The sequence below is a fragment of the Streptomyces sp. NPDC001750 genome (assembly GCF_042892615.1).
In the GTDB taxonomy this organism is placed as follows: Bacteria; Actinomycetota; Actinomycetes; order Streptomycetales; family Streptomycetaceae; genus Streptomyces.
Genome location: NZ_JBIAUE010000013.1, coordinates 120797 through 141243 on the forward strand (window position 1 = coordinate 120797; position 20447 = coordinate 141243).

Here is a 20447-nt window from a genome sequence, read left to right on the forward strand (position 1 = left end):
CAGTTCTCAGTACGCCAGCGAGCGGTCGACGGCGTCGAGCACACGGTCGAGACCCGGCAGGTATTCGTCCTCCAGCCGCGCCGGCGGGTACGGGGCGTGGTAGCCGCCGACCCTCAGCACCGGTGCCTCCAGGTGGTAGAAGCAGCGCTCCGTGATGCGGGCGGCGATCTCGGCCCCGGAGCCGTAGAACACCGGCGCCTCGTGGACGACCACGAGCCGGCCGGTCTTCTCGACCGACGTCTGGATGGCGTCGAAGTCGATCGGGGACATCGAGCGCAGGTCCAGGACCTCGATCGACCGGCCCTCCTCCTGCGCCGCCTCGGCCGCCGCCAGGCAGACCTTCACCATCGGCCCGTACGCGACGAGCGTGAGGTCGGAGCCGGTGCGCGCCACGGCGGCGCGGTGCAGCGGGCCGGGAATGGCGTCGGTGGCGACCTCGCCCTTGTCCCAGTAGCGGCGCTTCGGCTCGAAGAAGATGACCGGGTCGTCGCTCTGGACCGCCTGCTGCATCATCCAGTACGCGTCGTTCGCGTTCGAGGGCGAGACCACCTTCAGACCCGCGACGTGTGCGAACAGCGCCTCGGGGGACTCGCTGTGGTGCTCGACCGCGCCGATGCCGCCGCCGTACGGGATCCGCACGACGACCGGCATCTTGACCTTGCCGAGCGCGCGGGCGTGCATCTTGGCGAGCTGCGTGACGATCTGGTCGTACGCGGGGAAGACGAAGCCGTCGAACTGGATCTCGACGATCGGCCGGTAGCCGCGCAGGGCCAGACCGATCGCGGTGCCGACGATGCCGGACTCGGCGAGCGGGGTGTCGATCACCCGGTCCTCGCCGAAGTCCTTCTGGAGCCCGTCGGTGATCCGGAAGACGCCGCCCAGCTTGCCGACGTCCTCGCCCATGATGAGGACCTTGGGGTCGTTTTCGAGGGCCTTGCGCAGCGACTCGTTGAGCGCCTTCGCGATCGACATCTTTTCCACGGCCATGGCTACTTGCCCTCCTCGGCGTCCGCGAACGATGCCTGGTACGCGGCGAACTGTGCGCGCTCCTCGTCGACGAGGGGATTCCCGTCGGCGTAGACGTGGTCGAACATGGCCATCGGGTCCGGATCGGGCATCGCCCGCACCGCCTCGCGCACGCGCTTGCCGAGGGCCTCGCTCTCGGCCTCCAGCTCGGTGAAGAACGCCTCGTCGGCGGCGCCCTCCGCCTCCAGGTACCTGCGCAGCCGCAGGATCGGGTCCTTGGCCTCCCACGCGGCGCGCTCCTCGTCCGCCCGGTACTTCGTCGGGTCGTCGGAGGTGGTGTGCGCGCCCATGCGGTAGGTGAACGCCTCGATGAGCATGGGGCCCTCGCCCCGGCGGGCGCGCTCCAGCGCCGCCCTGGTGACGGCCAGGCAGGCGAGCACGTCGTTGCCGTCGACCCGGACCCCGGGGAAGCCGAAGCCCTGCGCGCGCTGGTAGAGCGGGACGCGGGTCTGCTTCTCGGTCGGCTCGGAGATCGCCCACTGGTTGTTCTGGCAGAAGAAGACGACCGGGGCGTTGTAGACCGCGGAGAACGTGAAGGACTCGGCGACGTCCCCCTGGCTGGAGGCGCCGTCGCCGAAGTACGCGATCACGGCCGAGTCCGCGCCGTCCTTGGCGACGCCCATGGCGTAGCCGGTGGCGTGCAGGGCCTGCGAGCCGATGACGATCGTGTACAGGTGGAAGTTGTTGCTGTTGGGGTCCCAGCCGCCGTTGTTCACGCCGCGGAACATGCCGAGGAGGTTGGTCGGGTCCACGCCCCGGCACCAGGCGACGCCGTGCTCGCGGTAGGTCGGGAAGACGTAGTCGTCGTCGTTCAGGGCCCGTCCGGAGCCGATCTGGGCGGCCTCCTGGCCGAGCAGCGAGGCCCAGAGGCCCAGTTCGCCCTGGCGCTGGAGGGCGGTGGCCTCGGCGTCGAAGCGGCGGGTGAGGACCATGTCGCGGTACAGACCACGCAGTTCCTCGGCGGTCAGGTCCACCTGGTAGTCCGGGTGCTCCACGCGCTCGCCCTCGGGCGTCAGCAGCTGTACGAGCTCGGGCTCGGAATTCCGCGGGGCCCTGGCGGTCGCCTTGGCCGGCTTCTTCGCGGGCGCCTTGGCGGTCGCTTTGGCGGTCGCCTTAGTGGGCTTGTTCGTGGTCGTCTTCACGGCGCTGGTCCGCTTGCTGCTGCGTCGCGGTGTGCGCGCGGCAGTGCTCTCCACGGTCACGTGCGTGCTCCTCCGTCGGTCCGGCCCCCGGGGTCTGCCGGGAAGCCAGTGCGGCTCGCCTGCGCCCGTACCCGTGCACGGGGTGGGTGCCGCTCGGTTCGGGAGACAGGCGTGACAGGTGCCCCGGCGAGCGCCCTGTCAAAAGCACGTTACCCAGTACGCCGCATAACTGCGAAACCCTGCCTGACCTGCGATTTTGCTTGGATTTCCAAGTAAATCGAAAAAGTCGGGAACTCTCGCTGGTCACAGCACTGGGAACAGCCTTGTGGGCTGCCGGAACACCGGCACGTTATCCCGCCGTTCGGCGGCAGGGAAGAGGCGAGTATGTGAGACTTCATTTTGTGCGCGAACAAGGAAAAATCACCGTTTTTCTGCTGGACGACCATGAAGTGGTCCGGCGCGGGGTCCACGAATTGCTGTCGGGCGAGGACGACATCGAGGTGGTCGGCGAGGCCGGCACGGCGGCGGACGCGCTCGTCCGCATCCCGGCGACCCGGCCCGACGTGGCCGTGCTCGACGTCCGGCTGCCGGACGGGAGCGGGGTGGAGGTCTGCCGGGAGATCCGCTCCCAGGACGACGGCATCAAGTGCCTGATGCTGACCTCGTACGCCGACGACGAGGCGCTTTTCGACGCGATCATGGCGGGTGCGTCCGGGTACGTGCTGAAGGCGATCCGCGGCACCGAACTGCTGAACGCGGTCCGGGACGTGGCGGCGGGGAAGTCGCTGCTGGACCCGGTCGCGACCGCCCAGGTGCTGGAGCGGCTGCGCGAGGGGAAGAAGGGCGGGGGCGACGAGCGGCTGGCCTCGCTCACCGAGCAGGAGCGCAAGATCCTCGACCTGATCGGGGAGGGAATGACGAACCGCGCGATCGGCGAGCGGCTGCACCTCGCGGAGAAGACCATCAAGAACTACGTCTCCAGCCTGCTCTCCAAGCTGGGCATGGAACGGCGCTCGCAGGCCGCCGCGTACGTGGCCAGGCTCCAGGCCGAGAAGCGCTGAGCGGTCCGGCCCGCACCCCGCGCGCAATCGCGCCGAGCGGCCCGGCCACTGATCGGGGTGGAGCAGGGCCGAGCAGTCCGGTCACCGTTCCGGGCGGAATCGCGCCGAGCGGTCCGGCCACCGATCCCGGCGGAGAAGCACTGACCGGCCCGGCCTCCGCCCGCCCCTCGCGCCGCGCCCACCGGGAGCCGGTGATCCTCCGGTGGCGTATCGGTTGACCTCTCGTTGAACACTTGATGGTCCCGGGTGATCCCCGGTGATCCATCGATGCCCTCTTGTTGATCTTCGGGACTTTGGTCCCGGGGCAACCGGGGCAGGGGCCTCTTCCCGCCGCCGCGGGGTGCCGGGAGAGTGGAGGACATGCCCTCTGAGGATCTCCACGCGCTCGAACTGCTCGGCCGCGTCGCATACGGCCGACTGGCGACGAGCATGCGGGCCCTTCCGATACTGGCCGTGGCCCGTCACATCGTGGCCGACGGCCGGGTCGTCCTGCGGATGCACGAGGGCCTCGGCTATCACGACGCGTGCGACGGCACGGTGGTGGCGTACGGGGCGGACAACTACAACACCGCGTCCTCGGGGAACGACGGCGAACTGTGGTCCGTGCAGTTCACCGGCCCCGCGCAGATCGTGCACCCGACCTCCGGGCAGCGGAAACGCTTCGGTGACGCACCCTCCGTGGTCAACGGGGAACCCTTCGCCCCGGCCTACCTCGCGGTCGCCCCGCACTTCGTCACCGTGCACACGCTCGGCTTCCACACACACCCCGGGCTTTCACGCAAGTCAGCCGATCCGCAACACAGCGTGATCTAACATCTGGCGGGTGCTGCGCTCATCTGTACCCCTTTCAGCCCTTTCTCCGGGTCCGTCGGTCCTTACCGCCGCCCCGTCGGTTCTTCCCGCCGCCCCGTCGGTTCTTCCCGCTGCTCCGTCGGCCGTTCCCCGGGCGGTCGTGCCCCGTCCGGCCGTCCCCCGTCCGGCCGTACCTCGCCCGACGGCTAACCGCCCGAGCGCATCGAGCCGCCCGAACGGAACGGACCATCCGAACGGAACGGACCGCCGAGACGGAACGGGTCCCCGGGACGGAACGGGCCGCCGGGACGGAACAGGTCACTGGGACGGAACGGGCCGCCGGGACGCGAGCCGCCCGACCGGGCCGCGCCCGCCCGTGCCGCCGGTCGAAGAGGTACTGCGCCGCTACCCCGACGTCGGTGCGCCGCTCACCTGCAAGCCCGTCACACAGGGCCTGCTCAACCACGGCTACCGCGTCTCCACCACGCGCGGCTCCTACTTCCTCAAGCACCACCTCGACGCCTCCACCGGCGACCGCGCCACGATCGTGCGCCAGCACCGCGCCACCCAGCGCCTCCAGTCGCTCGGGCTGCCGGTCGCCCCGCCCGTCGAGGACGTCGAGGGGGACACGGTCACGGAGATCGGCGGTCGGTGCTACGCCCTGCACCCCTGGGTCGACGGACTCCACCGGACCGGCGACCAGCTGACCCGCGCCGAGTCGCGGCGGCTCGGCGCCCTGCTCGGCGCCGTGCACATCGGACTGGAACGGGTCATGGGCACGCTCCCTGAGCCGGCCGGGCGGTCCGGCGGGCACCCGAGCCCGGACCCCGTCGACACCTTCACGCTGATCGACGAGCTGCTGGCCGCGGCGCGTGGTCGGCGGCACCGCGACTGCTTCGACGAACTGGCCGAACACCGCCTGCTGGAACGGCGCGCCCTGCTGGAACGGCACGCCGACCGACGGCCTCCCGCCCCCGACGTCCCGGCCACCGGCTGGGTGCACGGCGACTTCCACCCGCTGAACGTCCTCTACCGGGGCACGGACCCGGTCGCGATCCTCGACTGGGACCGGCTGGGGGTCCAGCCGCGCGCGGAGGAGGCGGTGCGGGCGGCGGCGATCTTCTTCGTGCGGCCCGGCGGGGAACTGGAGTTGACGAAGGTACGGGCGTACGCGGGGGCCTACCGGCGGGCGTCCGGGGCGGGGACGGCCGAGCTGGCCGCGGCGGTGCACCGGGTGTGGTGGGAGCGGCTCAACGACTTCTGGATACTGCGCTGGCGGTACTGCCTGCACGACCGGAGGGCCGACCCGCAGTTCCCGGCGGTGTCGGCCCTGGTGGTCTGGTGGACGCGCGAGTACGAGGCGGTGTGCGAGGCGTTCATGGGGTGACATTCGTGGGGTGACGTTGGTGGGGGTGGGGCCCGGCGTCCGCGCGGCGGGGGTGACTCCGGGGCGGGGCGGTGGCTCCGGAGCCACCGCCGGCCCGCCTCACGCGGGGCCGATCCCGGCAACCTCTTCACACAGGACCGCCCCGGGCCGGAAAACCATCGGCCCGGGGCGGTCCTTCTCTACGGTCAGGCGGCGCCTTCGGTCACTGACCGGTGCCCGTCGAGGTCCCCAGGGGACCGGAGGCGGTTCCGGTCGTCCCGTTGTTGGTGCCGCTGCCGTCGGTCGTGCCGGTGCTTCCGTCCGTCGTACCGGTACTGCCCTCGGTGGTACCGGTACTGCCGTCGGTCGTGCCGGTGCCTCCGTCCGTCGTACCGGTACTGCCCTCCGTCGTACCGGTATTGCCCTCGGACGTCCCCGTGCCGCCGTCCCCCGTGCCGCCCGTGGCCGGGGTCGTCGGCTGGTCGGAGGACGGCTCGTTCGGCTCGTTCGACCGGGCCGGCGGGGAGTAGGAGTGGCGGGGCCACGTTCCCTGCTGGTCGCCGCTGGAGTTCTCCGGCTGCTGGTTCTGCTCGGTCTCCTCGTCCTTCGGCGTCGGCGAACTTTCCGGCGAGGACGTCGAGCTGGAGGTCGGGGCCGGCGGCTTCTCGCGCTGGTCTGCGTTGTCGTTCGCGGCCTTGACCGCGAGGGCGACGCCGGCGCCGATGGCGATCAGCGCGAACACGACGAACAGCCACATCTTGCCGCGCCCGCCGGCGCCCTGGTGCCCGCCCTCGTAGCCGCCGTCGTCCGGGTTCATCGGCGGCAGGATCGGCCCCTGCGAGGTGTCCCCGTGGCGGGGGTGGTTCATCGCCATCGTGCCGCCGGTGACGCCCATGGGCGGGGTGTGCCCGCCTTCGAACATCGTGGCCTGGCCGGTGTTCCAGGTACCCGTGTGCCCGCCCTGCGACTGGAGCATCTGCAGGCTGTACTGGATGAGTCCGCGCATCTCCTCGGCGCTCTGGAACCGGTCGTCCGGGTCCTTCGCCAGCGAGCGCATGACCAGCCCGTCCAGCTCCGGCGGGACCGATTCCAGCACCTGCGACGGCGCGACCGGCGTGTCCTGCACGTGCTGGTACACGACGGACAGCGGGGTCTCGCCCGTGAACGGGGGCCGCAGCGCGAGGAGTTCGTACAGCAGGCAGCCGGTCGCGTAGAGGTCGGAGCGGTGGTCGACGGCCTTGCCCAGTGCCTGCTCCGGAGAGAGGTACTGGGGCGTGCCCATGACCATGCCGGTCTGCGTCATCGTCGACTGCGCGCCGTGCAGCGCACGGGCGATACCGAAGTCCATCACCTTGACCGCGCCCGAGTTCGTGATGATCACGTTGGCGGGCTTGATGTCACGGTGCACGATGCCGTGCTGGTGCGAGTAGGCGAGCGCCTCCAGCACGCCCGAGACGATGATCAGCGCCTGCTCGGGCGGCGGGGCCTCGGCGTTGAGCAGCAGATCACGGATGGTGCGGCCCTCGACGAGCTCCATCACGATGTAGGGGACGGTCTGGCCGCCCACGACATCTTCGCCGGAGTCGTACACGGCGACGATCGCGTGGTGGTTGAGACCGGCCACCGACTGCGCCTCGCGCGTGAACCGGGCCTTGGAGACCGGGTCCTCGGCCAGATCGGAACGCAGGAGCTTCACCGCGACCGTACGTCCCAGCCTGACGTCCTCGGCCGCGAAGACCTCCGCCATGCCGCCACGGCCGAGGCGGTGGGTCATCCGGTAGCGCCCGTCACCGACGACGCCGCCGATGCCCCAGGAGTCGGTGCCATCCGAGACTCCGCCGCCGTTTGCTTCGGAATCGGGTGCCATCAGTCCTCGCCGTCGTATCTGTCCGCGCGTCCGCGGGTTCTCACGGTGTCCAGTGCCGCTCCCGGCAACCAGCTGCATTGCCACGTCACGCTACAGCCTCTGGCGGACACACTGTTCCCGCGAGGCACAGCCCGGCGAACCGCCCCGTGGGGACCTATGGGGAGCCCGCGCGGATTCCATGCGGTTCCTGTAACGCTTCCGGGACGCTTCTTGTGCGGAGGGTCACGGAACGGGCACCCGGCTTGACGTGTCGGACCCCTGGGGCAGACTTGGCGCGTAAGAGGGATCACCGCGTGAGTCGCGCGCCGAGGGGGAAGCAAGTCATGAGCCAGGACGGCGCACACGGCGCGCGGAGCGCGCAGGGCCGCTACGCGGGCGGCTCGGTCGCCGGTGGCCGGTACCAGCTTCGCGACCTGCTCGGCGAGGGCGGCATGGCCTCCGTGTACCTGGCGTACGACACCGCGCTGGACCGGCAGGTCGCGATCAAGACGCTCCACACGGAGCTGGGCCGCGAGCAGTCCTTCCGCGAGCGGTTCCGCCGCGAGGCGCAGGCCGTTGCCAAACTGCAGCACACCAACATCGTCTCGGTCTTCGACACCGGCGAGGACGAGCTCGGCGGCGCGCTGATGCCGTACATCGTCATGGAGTACGTGGAGGGGCAGCCGCTCGGCTCCGTGCTCCAGGCGGACATCCAGAAGTACGGGGCGATGCCCGCCGACAAGGCGCTCAAGGTGACGTCCGACGTGCTGGCCGCGCTGGACACCAGCCACGAGATGGGGCTGGTCCACCGCGACATCAAGCCGGGCAACGTGATGATGACCAAGCGCGGTGTCGTGAAGGTCATGGACTTCGGCATCGCCCGCGCCATGCAGTCGGGCGTCACGTCGATGACCCAGACCGGCATGGTCGTCGGCACCCCCCAGTACCTCTCCCCCGAACAGGCCCTGGGCCGCGGGGTCGACGCGCGCTCCGACCTGTACTCGGTCGGCATCATGCTGTTCCAGCTGCTGACCGGCCGTCTTCCGTTCGACGCGGACTCGCCGCTCGCCATCGCGTACGCACACGTCCAGGAGGAGCCGGTCGTGCCCTCCACCGTCAACCGCGCGGTCACCCCGGCGATGGACGCGCTCGTCGCCCGCGCGCTGAAGAAGAACCCCAACGAGCGCTTCCCGAGCGCCGCGGCGATGCAGGACGAGATCGCGCGCGTGCTGAGCGCTGGCGGTCAAACGGGCGCCCCGGTGATCGTCGCGGGCGGCCCGGTGAACAGCGGCTCGGGCGTCGGCTCGACGGTCTTCCCGCCGGTCGACCAGGCCGCCCCGGCGCCGCAGAACGTCCAGACGCCCTACCAGCCGGGCCCGTACCAGCAGGGCACCCAGCCGGGTCCGTACGGTCCGGCGACCCCGGCCCCCGCGACCGGCCCGTCGTACGGCTATCCGCAGTCGGCTCCGGCGTACCAGAACCAGGCGGCGATGTCATCGGTGCCGACGGCGCCGTCGATGCAGCAGACCCCGCCGTACACGGTCGGACCGCAGACCCTCGCGGGCGGTGGCGGTGGTGGTGGCGGCGGTTCGAAGCGGAGCATGCCGATGGTCGTCGGCGCGATCGTGGTCGCGCTGGTCGCGATAGGCGGGCTGGTCACGTACCTCTCGCTGCAGGGCTCGGACACGGGCCGGGACACCAAGGCCGACGAGACCCCGGCCGCGACGGGCGAGCACAAGCCGCCGGAGCGGAACCGGACGATGAAGACCGAGAAGTGCACGGACGCACTGGAGAGCACCGACGACCCGGCGAAGGTCGACGCGCCGAACTTCCTCTACAAGGACTACCTCTCCGCGAAGGCGTGCGCAGACGCGGCCGGCTGGGTCGTCAAGAAGGTCGAGGTGCCGGGGAACACGTACGCCGAGGACCAGATCATCGACCAGTTCCCGTCCGCCGGCACCGCCGTGGACAAGGTGGGCGCCAAGTTCGAGCTGCGCGTCGCGACGGGCGACCCGGCCTGAGTGGATGCGGCCCCCAGTGGCGGGTCCGGGCTGTCCCTGTGGCGGGTCCGGCTGTCCCGGTTGCGGACGCGCGCCGGTCCGGCTGCCGGACGACGGGCGGGTGCGGGCCGGGGTGGTGCGGGCCGGGGTGGTGCGGGCCGGGCCGGGTTTGCCTCCGAGTGGCCGCGCGTGGGGCTTTTGTGACGGCATAACCGGATGCGGCGCTCCCGGGGAGAGACTGCACCCTTCACATCCATGGCGTCCCATATGCCCGAAACATCCGAGATGCCGGACATGTTGCGTCATGTGACTCTGACCTCATGGCTCAAGGACTTCTGCCTTCGCGATCCACGAGGTGCGTGGCCTGCCTCATACTCTCGGCGGGCGCGGCACTGGGGGCCGCGGCCGGTGAGGCGCACGCGGGCCGACGCCCGAGCGGCGACATACCGGGTACGGCCGACGCCCCGGTGACGACTGCGGCGGTCACGATGGCCACGCCTCTCGCCCGCCCCGCACCCGCCCCCGGCGCCGAACCGTCGGCCAGGGGCCTCACCTCATCGGCCGAACCATCCGCCCTCCCCGCAGACACGCCCCCCGCACCCTTGGTGCCCGGACCGCCCCCACCGCACCCGTCACACCCGTCACACCTGGCCCCACCCATATCCCTCTCCTCCCCCGCCGCGCCTCTTCCGTCCTGGTCCGCGCACGCCGCCGCTTCCGCCTCCGCTCCCGCGGCCCGTACAACGCCCCCGGACCCGGCCGCGTCCCCTGCTTCCCCGGCCGCCTCGGGCTCCCCCACCCCCGCCTCCACCTCGACTCCCTCCGCCGACGGAGAGTCGACGCCTCCGGAAACACAGACCCCGCCCGCCGGGCGCGAGGCCGGAGAAGGGCGGACCCAGCCCGGCCGATCGCTCTCGCCACAGGGGCACTCACAGGAGCTCGCGCCGGACCCCGCAGAGGATTTCGCACAGGCGGACGAATCGCTCGACGACTTCACCGAACCCGACGCACACCCCGCGGCCATCGATCCGGCGCCGGTGACGCCCGACGGGAAGCCGGCACCGAGCGCTTCCCCTGGGGCCGGCCGGAGCGCCCCTCAGGCCCTCGACGGACCCTCCGCACGACAGGTCCGGCAGGTGTCCATGGGGGCGGGAATCGCGCTGATAGGGCTGGGCCTGGGCTTCCTGGCCCTCCACTTCCGGCATCCCGGCTGACCTTCTCCGCCGCGTGAATCCGGTCACCCCACGCGTGCAACGGGTCGCCTCCGCCCCTGATCCACCGACCGCCCCGGCCCCCGCTCCCTGCCACCCCTGCTCCTCCTTCACCCCTCACCATCAGCGGCCTCGCCGCCGAAGACGACTTGCACCAATGAACATACTCGGTATACATACTCAGTATGTCGATCCGTCATGGGCTCTTGGCCCTGTTGGAGCGGGGCCCCAGATACGGTTCCCAGCTCCGTACCGAATTCGAGTCGCGCACCGGCTCCACCTGGCCGCTCAACGTCGGCCAGGTGTACACGACGCTGAGCCGGCTGGAGCGCGACGGCCTGGTCGTCCAGGACGACGAGGACGACCAGGGGCACGCCCTCTACGCAATCACCGGCGACGGCCGTACCGAGCTGCGGAACTGGTTCGAGACGCCCGTCGACCGCAGCAGTCCGCCGCGTGATGAGCTGGCCATCAAGCTCGCCATGGCAGTCGGAGCGCCGGGCGTGGACATCCGGGCCGTCATCCAGTCCCAGCGCCACCACACCGTCAAGGCGATGCAGGACTACACCCGCCTCAAGGCGCAGGCCCTCGCCGATGTCCCGGCCAACCGCGACGAGGTCGCCTGGCTGCTCGTGCTCGAACAGCTGATCTTCCAGGCGGAGGCCGAGGCACGCTGGCTGGACCACTGCGAGTCACGGCTGGTCCGCCTCGCCGAGGCCGCCGCCACCGAACCGGAGCCCGAGCCACGTGCCCCGAGCCGTGGCCCGGCTCGCGCCCCGGCTCATGCGCCCGCCCGCCTCGGCCGCCCGCGCGGCCGGGCCTGACCACGGCGGCGTAGCGCCCGCGTACGCCGCCGAGCCACCCGGCACCGCCGAGGCGACCCGGTACCACCGGGGTCGCCGCGGCCTCACCGGGACCGGCCGGGGAAAACCGGGACCGCGAAGGCCACGAGAAGGCCACTGAAGACCACCCGCCGCAGCCCGCCACCGGCGCCCGCACACGCCCTCACCGGCGAACGGATCACCTCGGCGTCCGGACCTCGACATCCGGACCTCGGCGTCCGACGCCGCACCACAGAACCGTCACAGGGGGAACCACCCACCATGTCCTCACACACCCCGTCCCGCCCCGGCTCCACGGCCGCCGTCCCACCGGGCTCCCCGGCACCGGGAGGCACACCGGTGCTCGAACTGCGGGCCCTCACCCGTACCCACGGCAGCGGCGTCGCCGAGGTGCACGCCCTGCGCGGCGTCGACCTGTCCGTGTACGCGGGTGAACTCGTCGCGGTGATGGGCCCGTCGGGGTCCGGCAAGTCCACCCTGCTGACCATCGCCGGCGGGCTCGACACCGCGACCAGCGGCCAGGTGATCATCGAAGGGCAGGACATATCCGGGCTCGGCCCCAAGGGGATCGCCGCCCTGCGCCGCCGCAGCGTCGGCTACGTCTTCCAGGACTACAACCTGATCCCGGCGCTCACCGCGGCCGAGAACATCGCCCTGCCGCGCGAGCTCGACGGGGTCTCCGTGCGCAAGGCCCGCAAGGAGGCGCGCGCGGCGCTGGAGGAGATGAACCTCCTCCAGGTCGCCGACCGGTTCCCCGACGAGATGTCCGGCGGTCAGCAGCAGCGTGTGGCGATCGCTCGCGCCCTGGTGGGCGACCGGCGCCTCGTGCTCGCCGACGAACCGACCGGCGCCCTGGACTCCGAGACCGGCGAGAGCGTGCTGGCGCTGCTGCGCAGCCGCTGCGACCAGGGGGCCGCGGGCGTGATGGTGACACACGAACCGCGGTTCGCGGCCTGGGCGGACCGGGTCGTCTTCCTGCGGGACGGCTCGATCGTCGACCAGGCGCTCACCATCGGGGCCGACGCGCTGCTGACCGGCGAGGGCACCGAGTGAGCGTGTTCACGGGCTGGCGCGCCGCCCTCCGAATTGCCGGCCGCGACGCGATGCGCGCCAAGGGGCGCAGCGCGCTGGTGGTCGCGATGATCGCGGTGCCGGTGCTGGGCGTCACGGCCCTCGACGTGACGTTCCGCAGCATGACGCAGACCACCGCCGAGAAACTGACCAGCCAGATGGGGTCGGCGGACGCCCTCTTCGCCGACCAGCAGATGGGCCCGCTGGAACAGATGCCCGGGGGGGAGATGTTCCAGCCGGCCGACCCGGACGCCCCGGCGTCCGGCGAGCCCCTGCCTCCGGTCGACGTCACGACCACGTTCCCCAAGGGCTCACGCGCGATCAGCATCCAGTCCGTACCGGCGAGCGTCACCACCGAGTACGGCATCGCCAACACGGACATCTACGAGTTCCGCACCTCGGACGGACTGGCGCGCGGCAAGACCGACCTCGTGCGCGGCTCCTACCCGCACGGCACGGGGGAGATGGCCGCCACCGAGCTGTTCCTCGAGGAAACCGGCCTGAGCATCGGCTCGACGACCACCGTGCGCAACTACGGCGCGAAGTTCAAGATCACCGGTGTGATCGAGCAGCCGAACGATCTGAAGAGCAAGGCCCTGTTCGCGGACCCGGGAGCGGTCATCGCCCCGTGGAAGGCCAAGGCCGACCACGACAAGAAGGTGCTGCCGCCGAACACCACTCCCAAGGAATGGCTGGTCAAGGGCCCCGACGGGGTGGGGGTGACCTGGCCCGACGTCATGGAGGCCAACAAGTCGGGCATCCTCGTCACCTCCCGCCAGGTCGCCCTCGACCCGCCGCCGGACTCCGAGGTCCCGCTGCTCAAGAAGACGGAGCGCCCGAACTGGGGCGGCTCCGGTGACTGGAGTCCCGCCCTCCTCACCGTGGTCTCCATGGCGGTCCTGGAGATCGTGCTGCTCGCCGGGCCCGCGTTCGCGGTCGGTGCGCGCCGCTCCCGCCGCCAGCTCGGCCTGCTGGGCACCTGCGGCGGGGACCGGCGGCATGTCCGGGCCGTGGTACTCGGCGGCGGTCTGGTACTCGGCGGTGTCGGCGCCGTGACCGGTGTGGTGCTCGGCGTCGGGCTCACCGTGGCGTTCCGGCCCATGCTCGAGAACTGGGCCGGACACCGCTTCGGCTCCCTCGTCATGCCGCCGACGGAGCTGCTCCTCATCGCCGCGATCGGCCTGGTCACCGGCCTTCTGGCGGCGTTCGCCCCGGCCGTCGTGGCGAGCCGGCAGTCCATTCTGGAGTCGCTCACCGGCCGTCGCGGCGTCCGGCGCTCCTCCCGGGTGCTGCCCGTCGTGGGCGCCTGCGTGCTGGCGCTCGGCTGCGCCGCCGCCGTGTACGGCGCCACCAGCGGGAACGAGGCCCTGGTCGCCGGCGGCTCGGTCGTCGCCGAACTGGGAATGCTCGGCTGCATCCCGGTGGTGGTCGGCCTCCTCGGGCGGCTCGGCCGCAGGCTGCCGCTCTCGCCCCGCATGGCGCTGCGCGACGCGGCCCGCAACCGCGGCCGCACCGCCCCGGCGGTCGCCGCGGTGATGGCGGCCGTGGCCGGTTCGGTGGCGATCGCCACCTACATGTCCAGCAAGGGCGCCGAGTACGAGTACGAGTACACCCCCTCGCTCGCCCAGGGGACCGTCGCTGTCATGTCGAACGGTGACGGGTCGGCCGAACGGCTGCCGCTGGCCCGCGCCGCCGTCGAGCGGAACATGACCGTCAGCGGCGGGCACGCCGACTTCAAGCGGGTCTGGGCGGGCAGCGACTGCAACGTCTACTACGAGGAGGAGAACGGCTGCGGCACCCTGCAGCTGATCAAGCCCACCGGCGAGGGCCACACCTGCCCGCTGAAGGGCAAGGGGGCCCAGGAACTCGCCGCACGGCTCTCCGCGGACGAGCACAAGGAGCAGATGAACACTCCGGCCTGCCTGGGCGAGCACACGCTCTCGCACGCGTTCCCCACCGGCGAGGACCAGATTCTCGTGGCCGACGCGAACATGCTCAGCACGTATGTGAAGCTCGACGACCCCGCGGCCGCCGATGCCCTGGCCGCAGGCACACCGGTGCTGCTCAACCCGGCGTACGCCAAGGACGGGGAGATCACCCTCACCGCGGTCCACAAGTACAACGACCGCGACAAGGAGAACCGGAAGCAGCACCCGGGCAAGGCACGGACCACGACGGACCGGCTGAAGGTGTACGTGGCTCCCGCGAAGTACGCGGCGACCCCCGGCGTCCGCCTGATCCTCCCGCAGAAGACCGCGGACCGGCTCGGTCTGCACACCCAGCCGGCCGGCAGCGTGTACGCCGTCTCGCAGCCGCCGTCGAACGCCGAGCAGCAGCGCATCGACGGAGCGCTCGAACAGGCCGGCGGCGGCTTCTGGCTCCAGGTCGATTCCGGCCCCGGCCAGGACGAGAACACGCTCCTGCTGGTCCTGACGCTGTTCGCCGGAGTGGTGACGCTGGGCGCGGCCGCGATCACGACCGGCCTCGCGAAGGCGGATGCGGAGGCGGACCTGACCACGCTGAGCGCGGTCGGCGCGCCCCCGGGCGTGCGGCGGACGCTGACCGGCTTCCAGTGCCTGGTGGTGGCGCTCACGGGCGTGGTCCTGGGCACGATCACGGGTCTGGTGCCCGCGGTGGCGCTGCGCCTCGTCGACCTGCGCGAGGCGCTGGCGGCGATGCGGGCCGAACCGATGGAGTCGGCGTACACCCCGATCGTGCTGCCCTGGAGCACGCTCGCCGTGCTGGTCGTGGGCGTTCCGCTGCTCGCCGGGGCGCTCGCGGCGGCGATCACCCGGTCGCGTCAGTCCCTGGCCCGGCGGGCCGGATGACGGCACGAGCGGCCCGTTCCGGGGCCTGAGCAGCCGTTCCGGTGCCCTCGCAGACGGTGGATCAACCGTTTGCGGGGGCACCACCGCGTCGTAGGGCGGGTGTGGGAGACAATGACGCCATGGAGATGCCGAGGAATGAACGGTCGCAGGAGCACCCCCAAGTCCTCGTGGTGGGGCAGGACGGCATGGCGATCGGCGGCGGTGGCACTGACGACGACTCGCGTGAGGTCCCGGTGACGGAGATGGTCGAACAGCCCGCGAAGGTCATGCGCATCGGCAGCATGATCAAGCAGCTCCTGGAAGAGGTCAGGGCGGCTCCTCTCGACGAGGCGAGCCGGGTCAGGCTCAAGGAGATCCATGCCGGGTCCGTGAAGGAGCTGGAGGATGGTCTCGCGCCGGAGCTGGTGGAGGAGCTGGAGCGGCTCTCCCTGCCGTTCACCGAGGACTCGGTGCCCTCCGAGGCGGAACTCCGGATCGCCCAGGCCCAGTTGGTGGGCTGGCTGGAGGGCCTGTTCCACGGCATCCAGACCGCGCTGTTCGCCCAGCAGATGGCGGCGCGTGCCCAGCTGGAGCAGATGCGCCGTGCCCTTCCGTCGGGTGCCGGGCACGAGGAGCAGGACGGCGGCGGCGATCAGAGCGGAGCCATCCGGACCGGCCCGTACCTCTAGTGCTGTGGCCGAAAGATTTGCCGGGAAGCTCGCGGCGTCCGGTGCGGTGCGTCGCAAGGCGGAGGAGCGCCCTCGTACGGGACGTACCCGGGTGATGCCACAACGCGTCGAGGCTCCGTGCCGGGCGCCGCGAGCCGGTGAACCCTTCCGGTCGCAGCACTAGGGTCGAGCCTCCGGCCCGTTTCTCCGACCTGTGAGATCGCGGTCGTGACCGGTGGTCGGCGGCCCGTACGCCGTTCGTCCGGTCCGCACCGCTCGCTTCGCTCACCCCCGGACACCACATCGATCACACCGAGCAGGTCGATCACACCGAGCGGGAGGCCCGGCGCACGCGGTCGACGACCATGTGCGCCGGGCCTCTCGATACCCATCCCCGTACGTCCCCGTACGGACGCGTGCGGGGACGTACGGGGACGCCCGTGGTCACCGCGTCCCGCGCCCGACGTACGTGTGTACGCGCCCGGCACGAGCGCGATGCGTCGCCCCGTGCGCCCGTGGGCCGCACGTGCCGCGGGCACCGGTCAGGGCATCCGGAGCACCATCGGCCCAGGCACGGAACGCGGTCGACCAGGCACGGGGAACGGTCAGGCAGACGCCGGGCGCGGTCGACCAGGCACGGGCAGCTGTCAGGCAGACGCCCGGCGCGGTCAGGCCGCGGGGTTCCGCAACAGCACCTTCCCGATGTGGGCGCTGGACTCCAGCACCCGGTGGGCCTCGGCCGCGTCCGGCATCGGCAGCGAGCGGTCCACGATCGGCCGGACGACCCCGCCGGCGATCAACGGCCAGACATGCTCACGTACGGCGGCGACGATCGCCGCCTTCTCGTCGAGCGGACGGCCCCGCAGCGAGGTCGCGGTGATGGCGGCCCGCTTACGCAGCAGAGCGTTCAGGTTCAGCTCGCCCTTCACGCCACCCTGGAGCCCGATGATGGCCAGTCGGCCGTTGACGGCGAGTGCCTTCACGTTCCGGTCCAGGTACTTCGCGCCGACGATGTCGAGGATGACGTCCGCACCCGCCCCGTCCGTCGCCCTGCGCAGTTCCTGGACGAAGTCCTGCTCGCGGTAGTCGATCAGGATGTCGGCCCCGAGCTCCGCGCAGCGCGCCAGCTTCTCCGGTCCGCCCGCGGTCACCGCGACCCGCGCGCCCACCGCCTTGGCGAGCTGGATCGCCATGGTGCCGATGCCGCTGGACCCGCCGTGCACCAACAGGGTCTCACCAGGGCGCAGATGGGCCACCATGAACACGTTCGACCAGACCGTGGCCGTCACCTCGGGCAGCGCCGCGGCCGTGACCAGGTCGACCCCCTCCGGCACCGGCAGCAGCTGCCCCACCGGCACGGCGACCTTCTCCGCGTAACCGCCACCGGCGAGCAGCGCGCACACCTCGTCGCCGACCGACCAGCCGCTGACGCCGGGGCCGACCCCCGAGACACGGCCCGCGCACTCCAGGCCCGGGTACGGTGACGCCCCGGGCGGCGGGTTGTAGAACCCCTGCCGCTGCAGCACGTCGGCGCGATTGACCGCACTGGAAACGACATCGACGAGGACCTCGCCCTCGCCGACCACCGGATCGGGCACCTCGGCCCATACGAGAGCCTCGGGGCCACCGGGTTCGGGGATGGTGATCGCATACATGGCCGCGAGGCTACTCCGTGCCACGGGCCGGGCGCCCTGACGCGAGCCGGACAACCCCCATCACAGGAGCGACCACCCCCTCACGGGGGCCGACCAGAAACGCGGACGGGTCGGACAGCACCACCGTACGGACCGGTGGCATGCGGTGCGTCCGGGCGCCGACTACGGGCGGGGGCCGCCGGGCGCCGGGCTGCCGAGCGCCTGTTCGTTCGTGGCGCGCACAATGGTGATCACGCGGTCCGTCAACTGCAACGGGCTCGCCGCCGGGTCGTCGTAGGCGAGCAGCCGGTGCCCGCGCAACACGCTGACCACGAGATCGTCCGTCTCCCGGACGCTCTTGCCCACCTCGGCCTTTATCACCGGTCGTTCGACGAGGTCGAGACCGCTGCCCTGCTGGATCAGGTCCTCCATCACCGTGCCCGCGCTGGGGCTGAGGACGGAGAGGCCGAGCAGTCGTCCGGCCGCGCTGGCGCTGGTGATCACGGCGTCGGCACCGGACTGCCGCAGCAGCGGGGCGTTCTCCTCCTCACGAACCGCGGCGACGATCTTCGCGCTCCGATTGAGCTGCCGCGCCGTCAGCGTCACCAGCACCGCCGTGTCGTCGCGCTGCGTGGCGATGACGATCTGACGCGCCTTCTGGAGCTCGGCCCGCAGCAGCACATCGCTGCGCGTCGCATCGCCGACCACCCCCACGAATCCCTCGGCGTTGGCGATCTCTATCACCTTGCTCGCCGGGTCGACGACGACGATCTGGTCATTTCTCAGGCCTGAGGCACGCAGGGTCTGGATGGCCGAACGGCCCTTCGTGCCGAACCCGACGACGATGGTGTGGTCACGCAAGTTGGTTCTCCAACGCTTCAGCCGGAAGTCCTCCCGGGTCCGTTCCGTGAGGACCTCAAGGGTGGTACCGACCAGGATGATCAGGAAGAGCACCCGCAGCGGCGTCACGAGCAGCACATTGGCGAGCCGGGCACTGTCGCTGTACGGGGTGATGTCGCCGTAGCCGGTGGTGGAGAGGGTGACCGTCGCGTAGTACACCGAGTCCAGCAGGTCGACCGTGTCATCGGCGGCGTCGTGGTATCCCTTGCGGTCCAGCCAGACGATCACCACCGTGATGGCCAGCACCAGCAGCGCCATCGACAGCCGCTTGGTCACCTGCCGGGCCGGCCGGTCGACGACCCTGCGCGGGAGCTGTACCCGCGTGGGGACGACATGCTCGTCAGCGCGCCTGGCCATCGCATCGTGGCCGGGAAGTTTCACGTGAAACACCCTTCCGTCCACGGCGTCGCCGACGCCCACGGTAGTTCGAGGATCTCCACCTCGGTGCCGGACCGTACCCCGCCCGGTGGCACAACGGCCAGCCCGTCCGCCACGGCGACCCCCCGGAGCATCGCCGGACCGTCGTAACGCAGTGGTACGACGTACTCGGCAACTCCTCCGGTTCCGACGTCACGCGCGCCCGCGCCACCGGTCGGGCGGCCGGCTCCCCGGCCCCCGGCTCCTCGGCCGCCGCGCTCCCGGTCCCCGGTCGCTTCGTGACGGGAAACGGCCACCCGATGGACGACGGGCACCAGCCGGGTGTCATCCGGATGCCCGGGCAACTCGTCGCGCGCGACGGCCCAGTACGGCTCGTACGGAACATGGCCGGCCAGCCCGTGGAGCAGCGGCTCGGCGAGCGTGAGAAGGCCCGCCACGGCGGCCAGCGGGTTGCCGGGCAGCCCGACGACGTACGGTCCGGCTGCTTTGAGTCTGGCCAGCAGCATCGGGTGGCCCGGACGAACGGCGACGCCGTCGACCAGCAGCTCGGCCCGGAGCTCGGAGAGCACCGGATGGACGTGGTCGACCGGGCCCGCGGCCGTACCGCCCGTGGTGACGACAAGATCGGCGTCGGAATCGGTGAGCGCGCGCCGAAGGGCCGCCGCGTCGTCGCCGAGACGCTGCGGGGCGGAGACGGCTGCACCCAGTGCCCGCAGCCAGGGGCCGATCATCGGCCCGAGCGCGTCTCGGATCAGTCCGTCGTGCGGCAGACCGCTGGTCAGCAGCTCGTCGCCGAGGACGAGGACATCGACGCGGGGACGCGGAACGGTGGCCAGTCCGTCGTACCCCGCGGCGGCGGCCAGTCCGAGAACGGCGGGGGTCACCACGGTTCCGGCAGGCAGCAGCAGATCACCGGAGCGGCATTCCTGGCCGCGGGGCCTGATGTCCTGCCCGGGGTGCACCCGGTACCGGGCATGGAGCAGTCCCCTGGCCTCGTCGACACGGCCGTGCTCGCTGCGGATCACGGCGTTGGCGTCCGCCGGGACGCGCGCACCGGTGGCGATCCGTACGGCGTCCCCGTCGGGGAGCCAGGCGGGAGCAGCGTGACCGGCGAGGATCCCCCGTTCCCGCACCGGCCGGCTCTTCGCACTCGGGTCCGGGCTCGGCCCCGGACCCGGTGCCGCGTCTCCGGCCCCTTCGAGACCTTCCTCGCTCCCCACCGACTCACGGATGGTCCACGGTCCCGGCCCGCTGACGACCCAGCCGTCCATGGCGGAGGTGTCGAAGGGCGGCAGATCGGTGAGTGCCACGAGCGGTTCGGCGAGTACGTGCCCGAGTGCCTGGTCGAGAGGAAGGTGCCGGACGCGGCCGGGGTCGCCGCGGCCCGACCGGGCGGCAAGGGCGCGCGCTTCCGGCCAGGAGGTCGACCGCCCGCGCCGATCCCGCGCGGGGAGCCTGTCGGCACGCCGGTCCGGGTCCGGGATCCGGCCGGCTCGCCGGTCCGAGGCAGACGACCGGGCCGCGTCCTCGTGCTCGGATGCGGGGCCGGGCCGCCCAGCCGCGAACCTCTGTCCGGCGGAGGCGGCCCGGTGGGCATCGGGCCTCTGATCCGCCGAGGCGGGCCGACCCGTAGGACGGGGCTCACCCGACGACTGACGCCTGACCAGGGCCAGGGCCTGCTCGACAGCCAGCTCGTCCTCGGC

Annotated in this window: 14 protein-coding genes; 8 read left to right on the forward strand and 6 right to left on the reverse strand. The window is 71.7% G+C overall.

Features of this window, described 5'->3' with window-relative positions; translation table 11 throughout:
* Positions 1–6: 6 nt before the first annotated feature.
* Together ACFYY6_RS21085 and pdhA are read right to left on the reverse strand one after the other, a co-directional pair.
* Complete coding sequence (locus tag ACFYY6_RS21085; RefSeq protein WP_351525525.1) at positions 7–987, reverse strand: alpha-ketoacid dehydrogenase subunit beta; 981 nt, start codon at positions 985–987, stop codon at positions 7–9.
* A 2-nt stretch (positions 988–989) separates the two neighbouring features.
* Complete coding sequence (gene pdhA / locus ACFYY6_RS21090) at positions 990–2228, reverse strand: pyruvate dehydrogenase (acetyl-transferring) E1 component subunit alpha (protein WP_351525524.1); 1239 nt, start codon at positions 2226–2228, stop codon at positions 990–992.
* 341 nt (positions 2229–2569) lie between these two features.
* On the opposite strand from pdhA, the gene ACFYY6_RS21095 reads away from it, so the two are divergent.
* The 3 genes from ACFYY6_RS21095 to ACFYY6_RS21105 all read left to right on the forward strand — a co-directional run bounded on the left by ACFYY6_RS21095 (position 2570) and on the right by ACFYY6_RS21105 (position 5408).
* A complete protein-coding gene (locus tag ACFYY6_RS21095; protein WP_351525523.1) occupies positions 2570–3229 on the forward strand; it encodes a response regulator transcription factor in 660 nt (219 codons plus the stop codon).
* 360 nt (positions 3230–3589) lie between these two features.
* The gene (locus ACFYY6_RS21100; protein ID WP_351634743.1) at positions 3590–4042 is read left to right on the forward strand and encodes a pyridoxamine 5'-phosphate oxidase family protein; all 453 of its coding nucleotides are present in this window, start codon (positions 3590–3592) and stop codon (positions 4040–4042) included.
* A gap of 355 nt (positions 4043–4397) precedes the next feature.
* Entirely contained in the window at positions 4398–5408 is a 1011-nt protein-coding gene (locus tag ACFYY6_RS21105) for a phosphotransferase (RefSeq protein ID WP_360105657.1), read from the forward strand.
* A 202-nt stretch (positions 5409–5610) separates the two neighbouring features.
* On the opposite strand, the gene ACFYY6_RS21110 is transcribed toward ACFYY6_RS21105, so the two are convergent.
* Positions 5611–7254, reverse strand: a complete 1644-nt coding sequence (locus ACFYY6_RS21110; RefSeq protein ID WP_351517512.1) for a protein kinase — start codon at positions 7252–7254, stop codon at positions 5611–5613.
* Positions 7255–7577: 323 nt separating this feature from the next.
* On the opposite strand from ACFYY6_RS21110, the gene ACFYY6_RS21115 reads away from it, so the two are divergent.
* The 5 genes from ACFYY6_RS21115 to ACFYY6_RS21135 all read left to right on the forward strand — a co-directional run bounded on the left by ACFYY6_RS21115 (position 7578) and on the right by ACFYY6_RS21135 (position 15853).
* Positions 7578–9254: a protein kinase gene (locus ACFYY6_RS21115; RefSeq protein WP_389194596.1), complete on the forward strand. Its 1677-nt coding sequence runs from the start codon at positions 7578–7580 to the stop codon at positions 9252–9254.
* A 1375-nt stretch (positions 9255–10629) separates the two neighbouring features.
* Positions 10630–11268: a PadR family transcriptional regulator gene (locus ACFYY6_RS21120; RefSeq protein ID WP_351517516.1), complete on the forward strand. Its 639-nt coding sequence runs from the start codon at positions 10630–10632 to the stop codon at positions 11266–11268.
* A 279-nt stretch (positions 11269–11547) separates the two neighbouring features.
* Complete coding sequence (locus tag ACFYY6_RS21125) at positions 11548–12339, forward strand: ABC transporter ATP-binding protein (protein ID WP_351517518.1); 792 nt, start codon at positions 11548–11550, stop codon at positions 12337–12339.
* Complete coding sequence (locus ACFYY6_RS21130) at positions 12336–15185, forward strand: FtsX-like permease family protein (protein ID WP_389194600.1); 2850 nt, start codon at positions 12336–12338, stop codon at positions 15183–15185. The genes ACFYY6_RS21125 and ACFYY6_RS21130 overlap by 4 nt, the downstream gene beginning before the upstream one ends.
* A gap of 119 nt (positions 15186–15304) precedes the next feature.
* Positions 15305–15853: a bacterial proteasome activator family protein gene (locus tag ACFYY6_RS21135; protein WP_351517520.1), complete on the forward strand. Its 549-nt coding sequence runs from the start codon at positions 15305–15307 to the stop codon at positions 15851–15853.
* A 647-nt stretch (positions 15854–16500) separates the two neighbouring features.
* Here ACFYY6_RS21135 and ACFYY6_RS21140 read toward each other — a convergent pair.
* The 3 genes from ACFYY6_RS21140 to ACFYY6_RS21150 form a co-directional block, all read right to left on the reverse strand.
* Entirely contained in the window at positions 16501–17487 is a 987-nt protein-coding gene (locus ACFYY6_RS21140) for an NAD(P)H-quinone oxidoreductase (RefSeq protein ID WP_351517521.1), read from the reverse strand.
* A gap of 162 nt (positions 17488–17649) precedes the next feature.
* Positions 17650–18786, reverse strand: a complete 1137-nt coding sequence (locus ACFYY6_RS21145; protein WP_351517523.1) for a potassium channel family protein — start codon at positions 18784–18786, stop codon at positions 17650–17652.
* The gene (locus tag ACFYY6_RS21150; RefSeq protein ID WP_389194650.1) at positions 18744–20435 is read right to left on the reverse strand and encodes a molybdopterin-binding protein; all 1692 of its coding nucleotides are present in this window, start codon (positions 20433–20435) and stop codon (positions 18744–18746) included. Before ACFYY6_RS21150 ends, ACFYY6_RS21145 begins: the two co-directional genes overlap by 43 nt.
* Between the last annotated feature and the right edge of the window lie 12 nt (positions 20436–20447).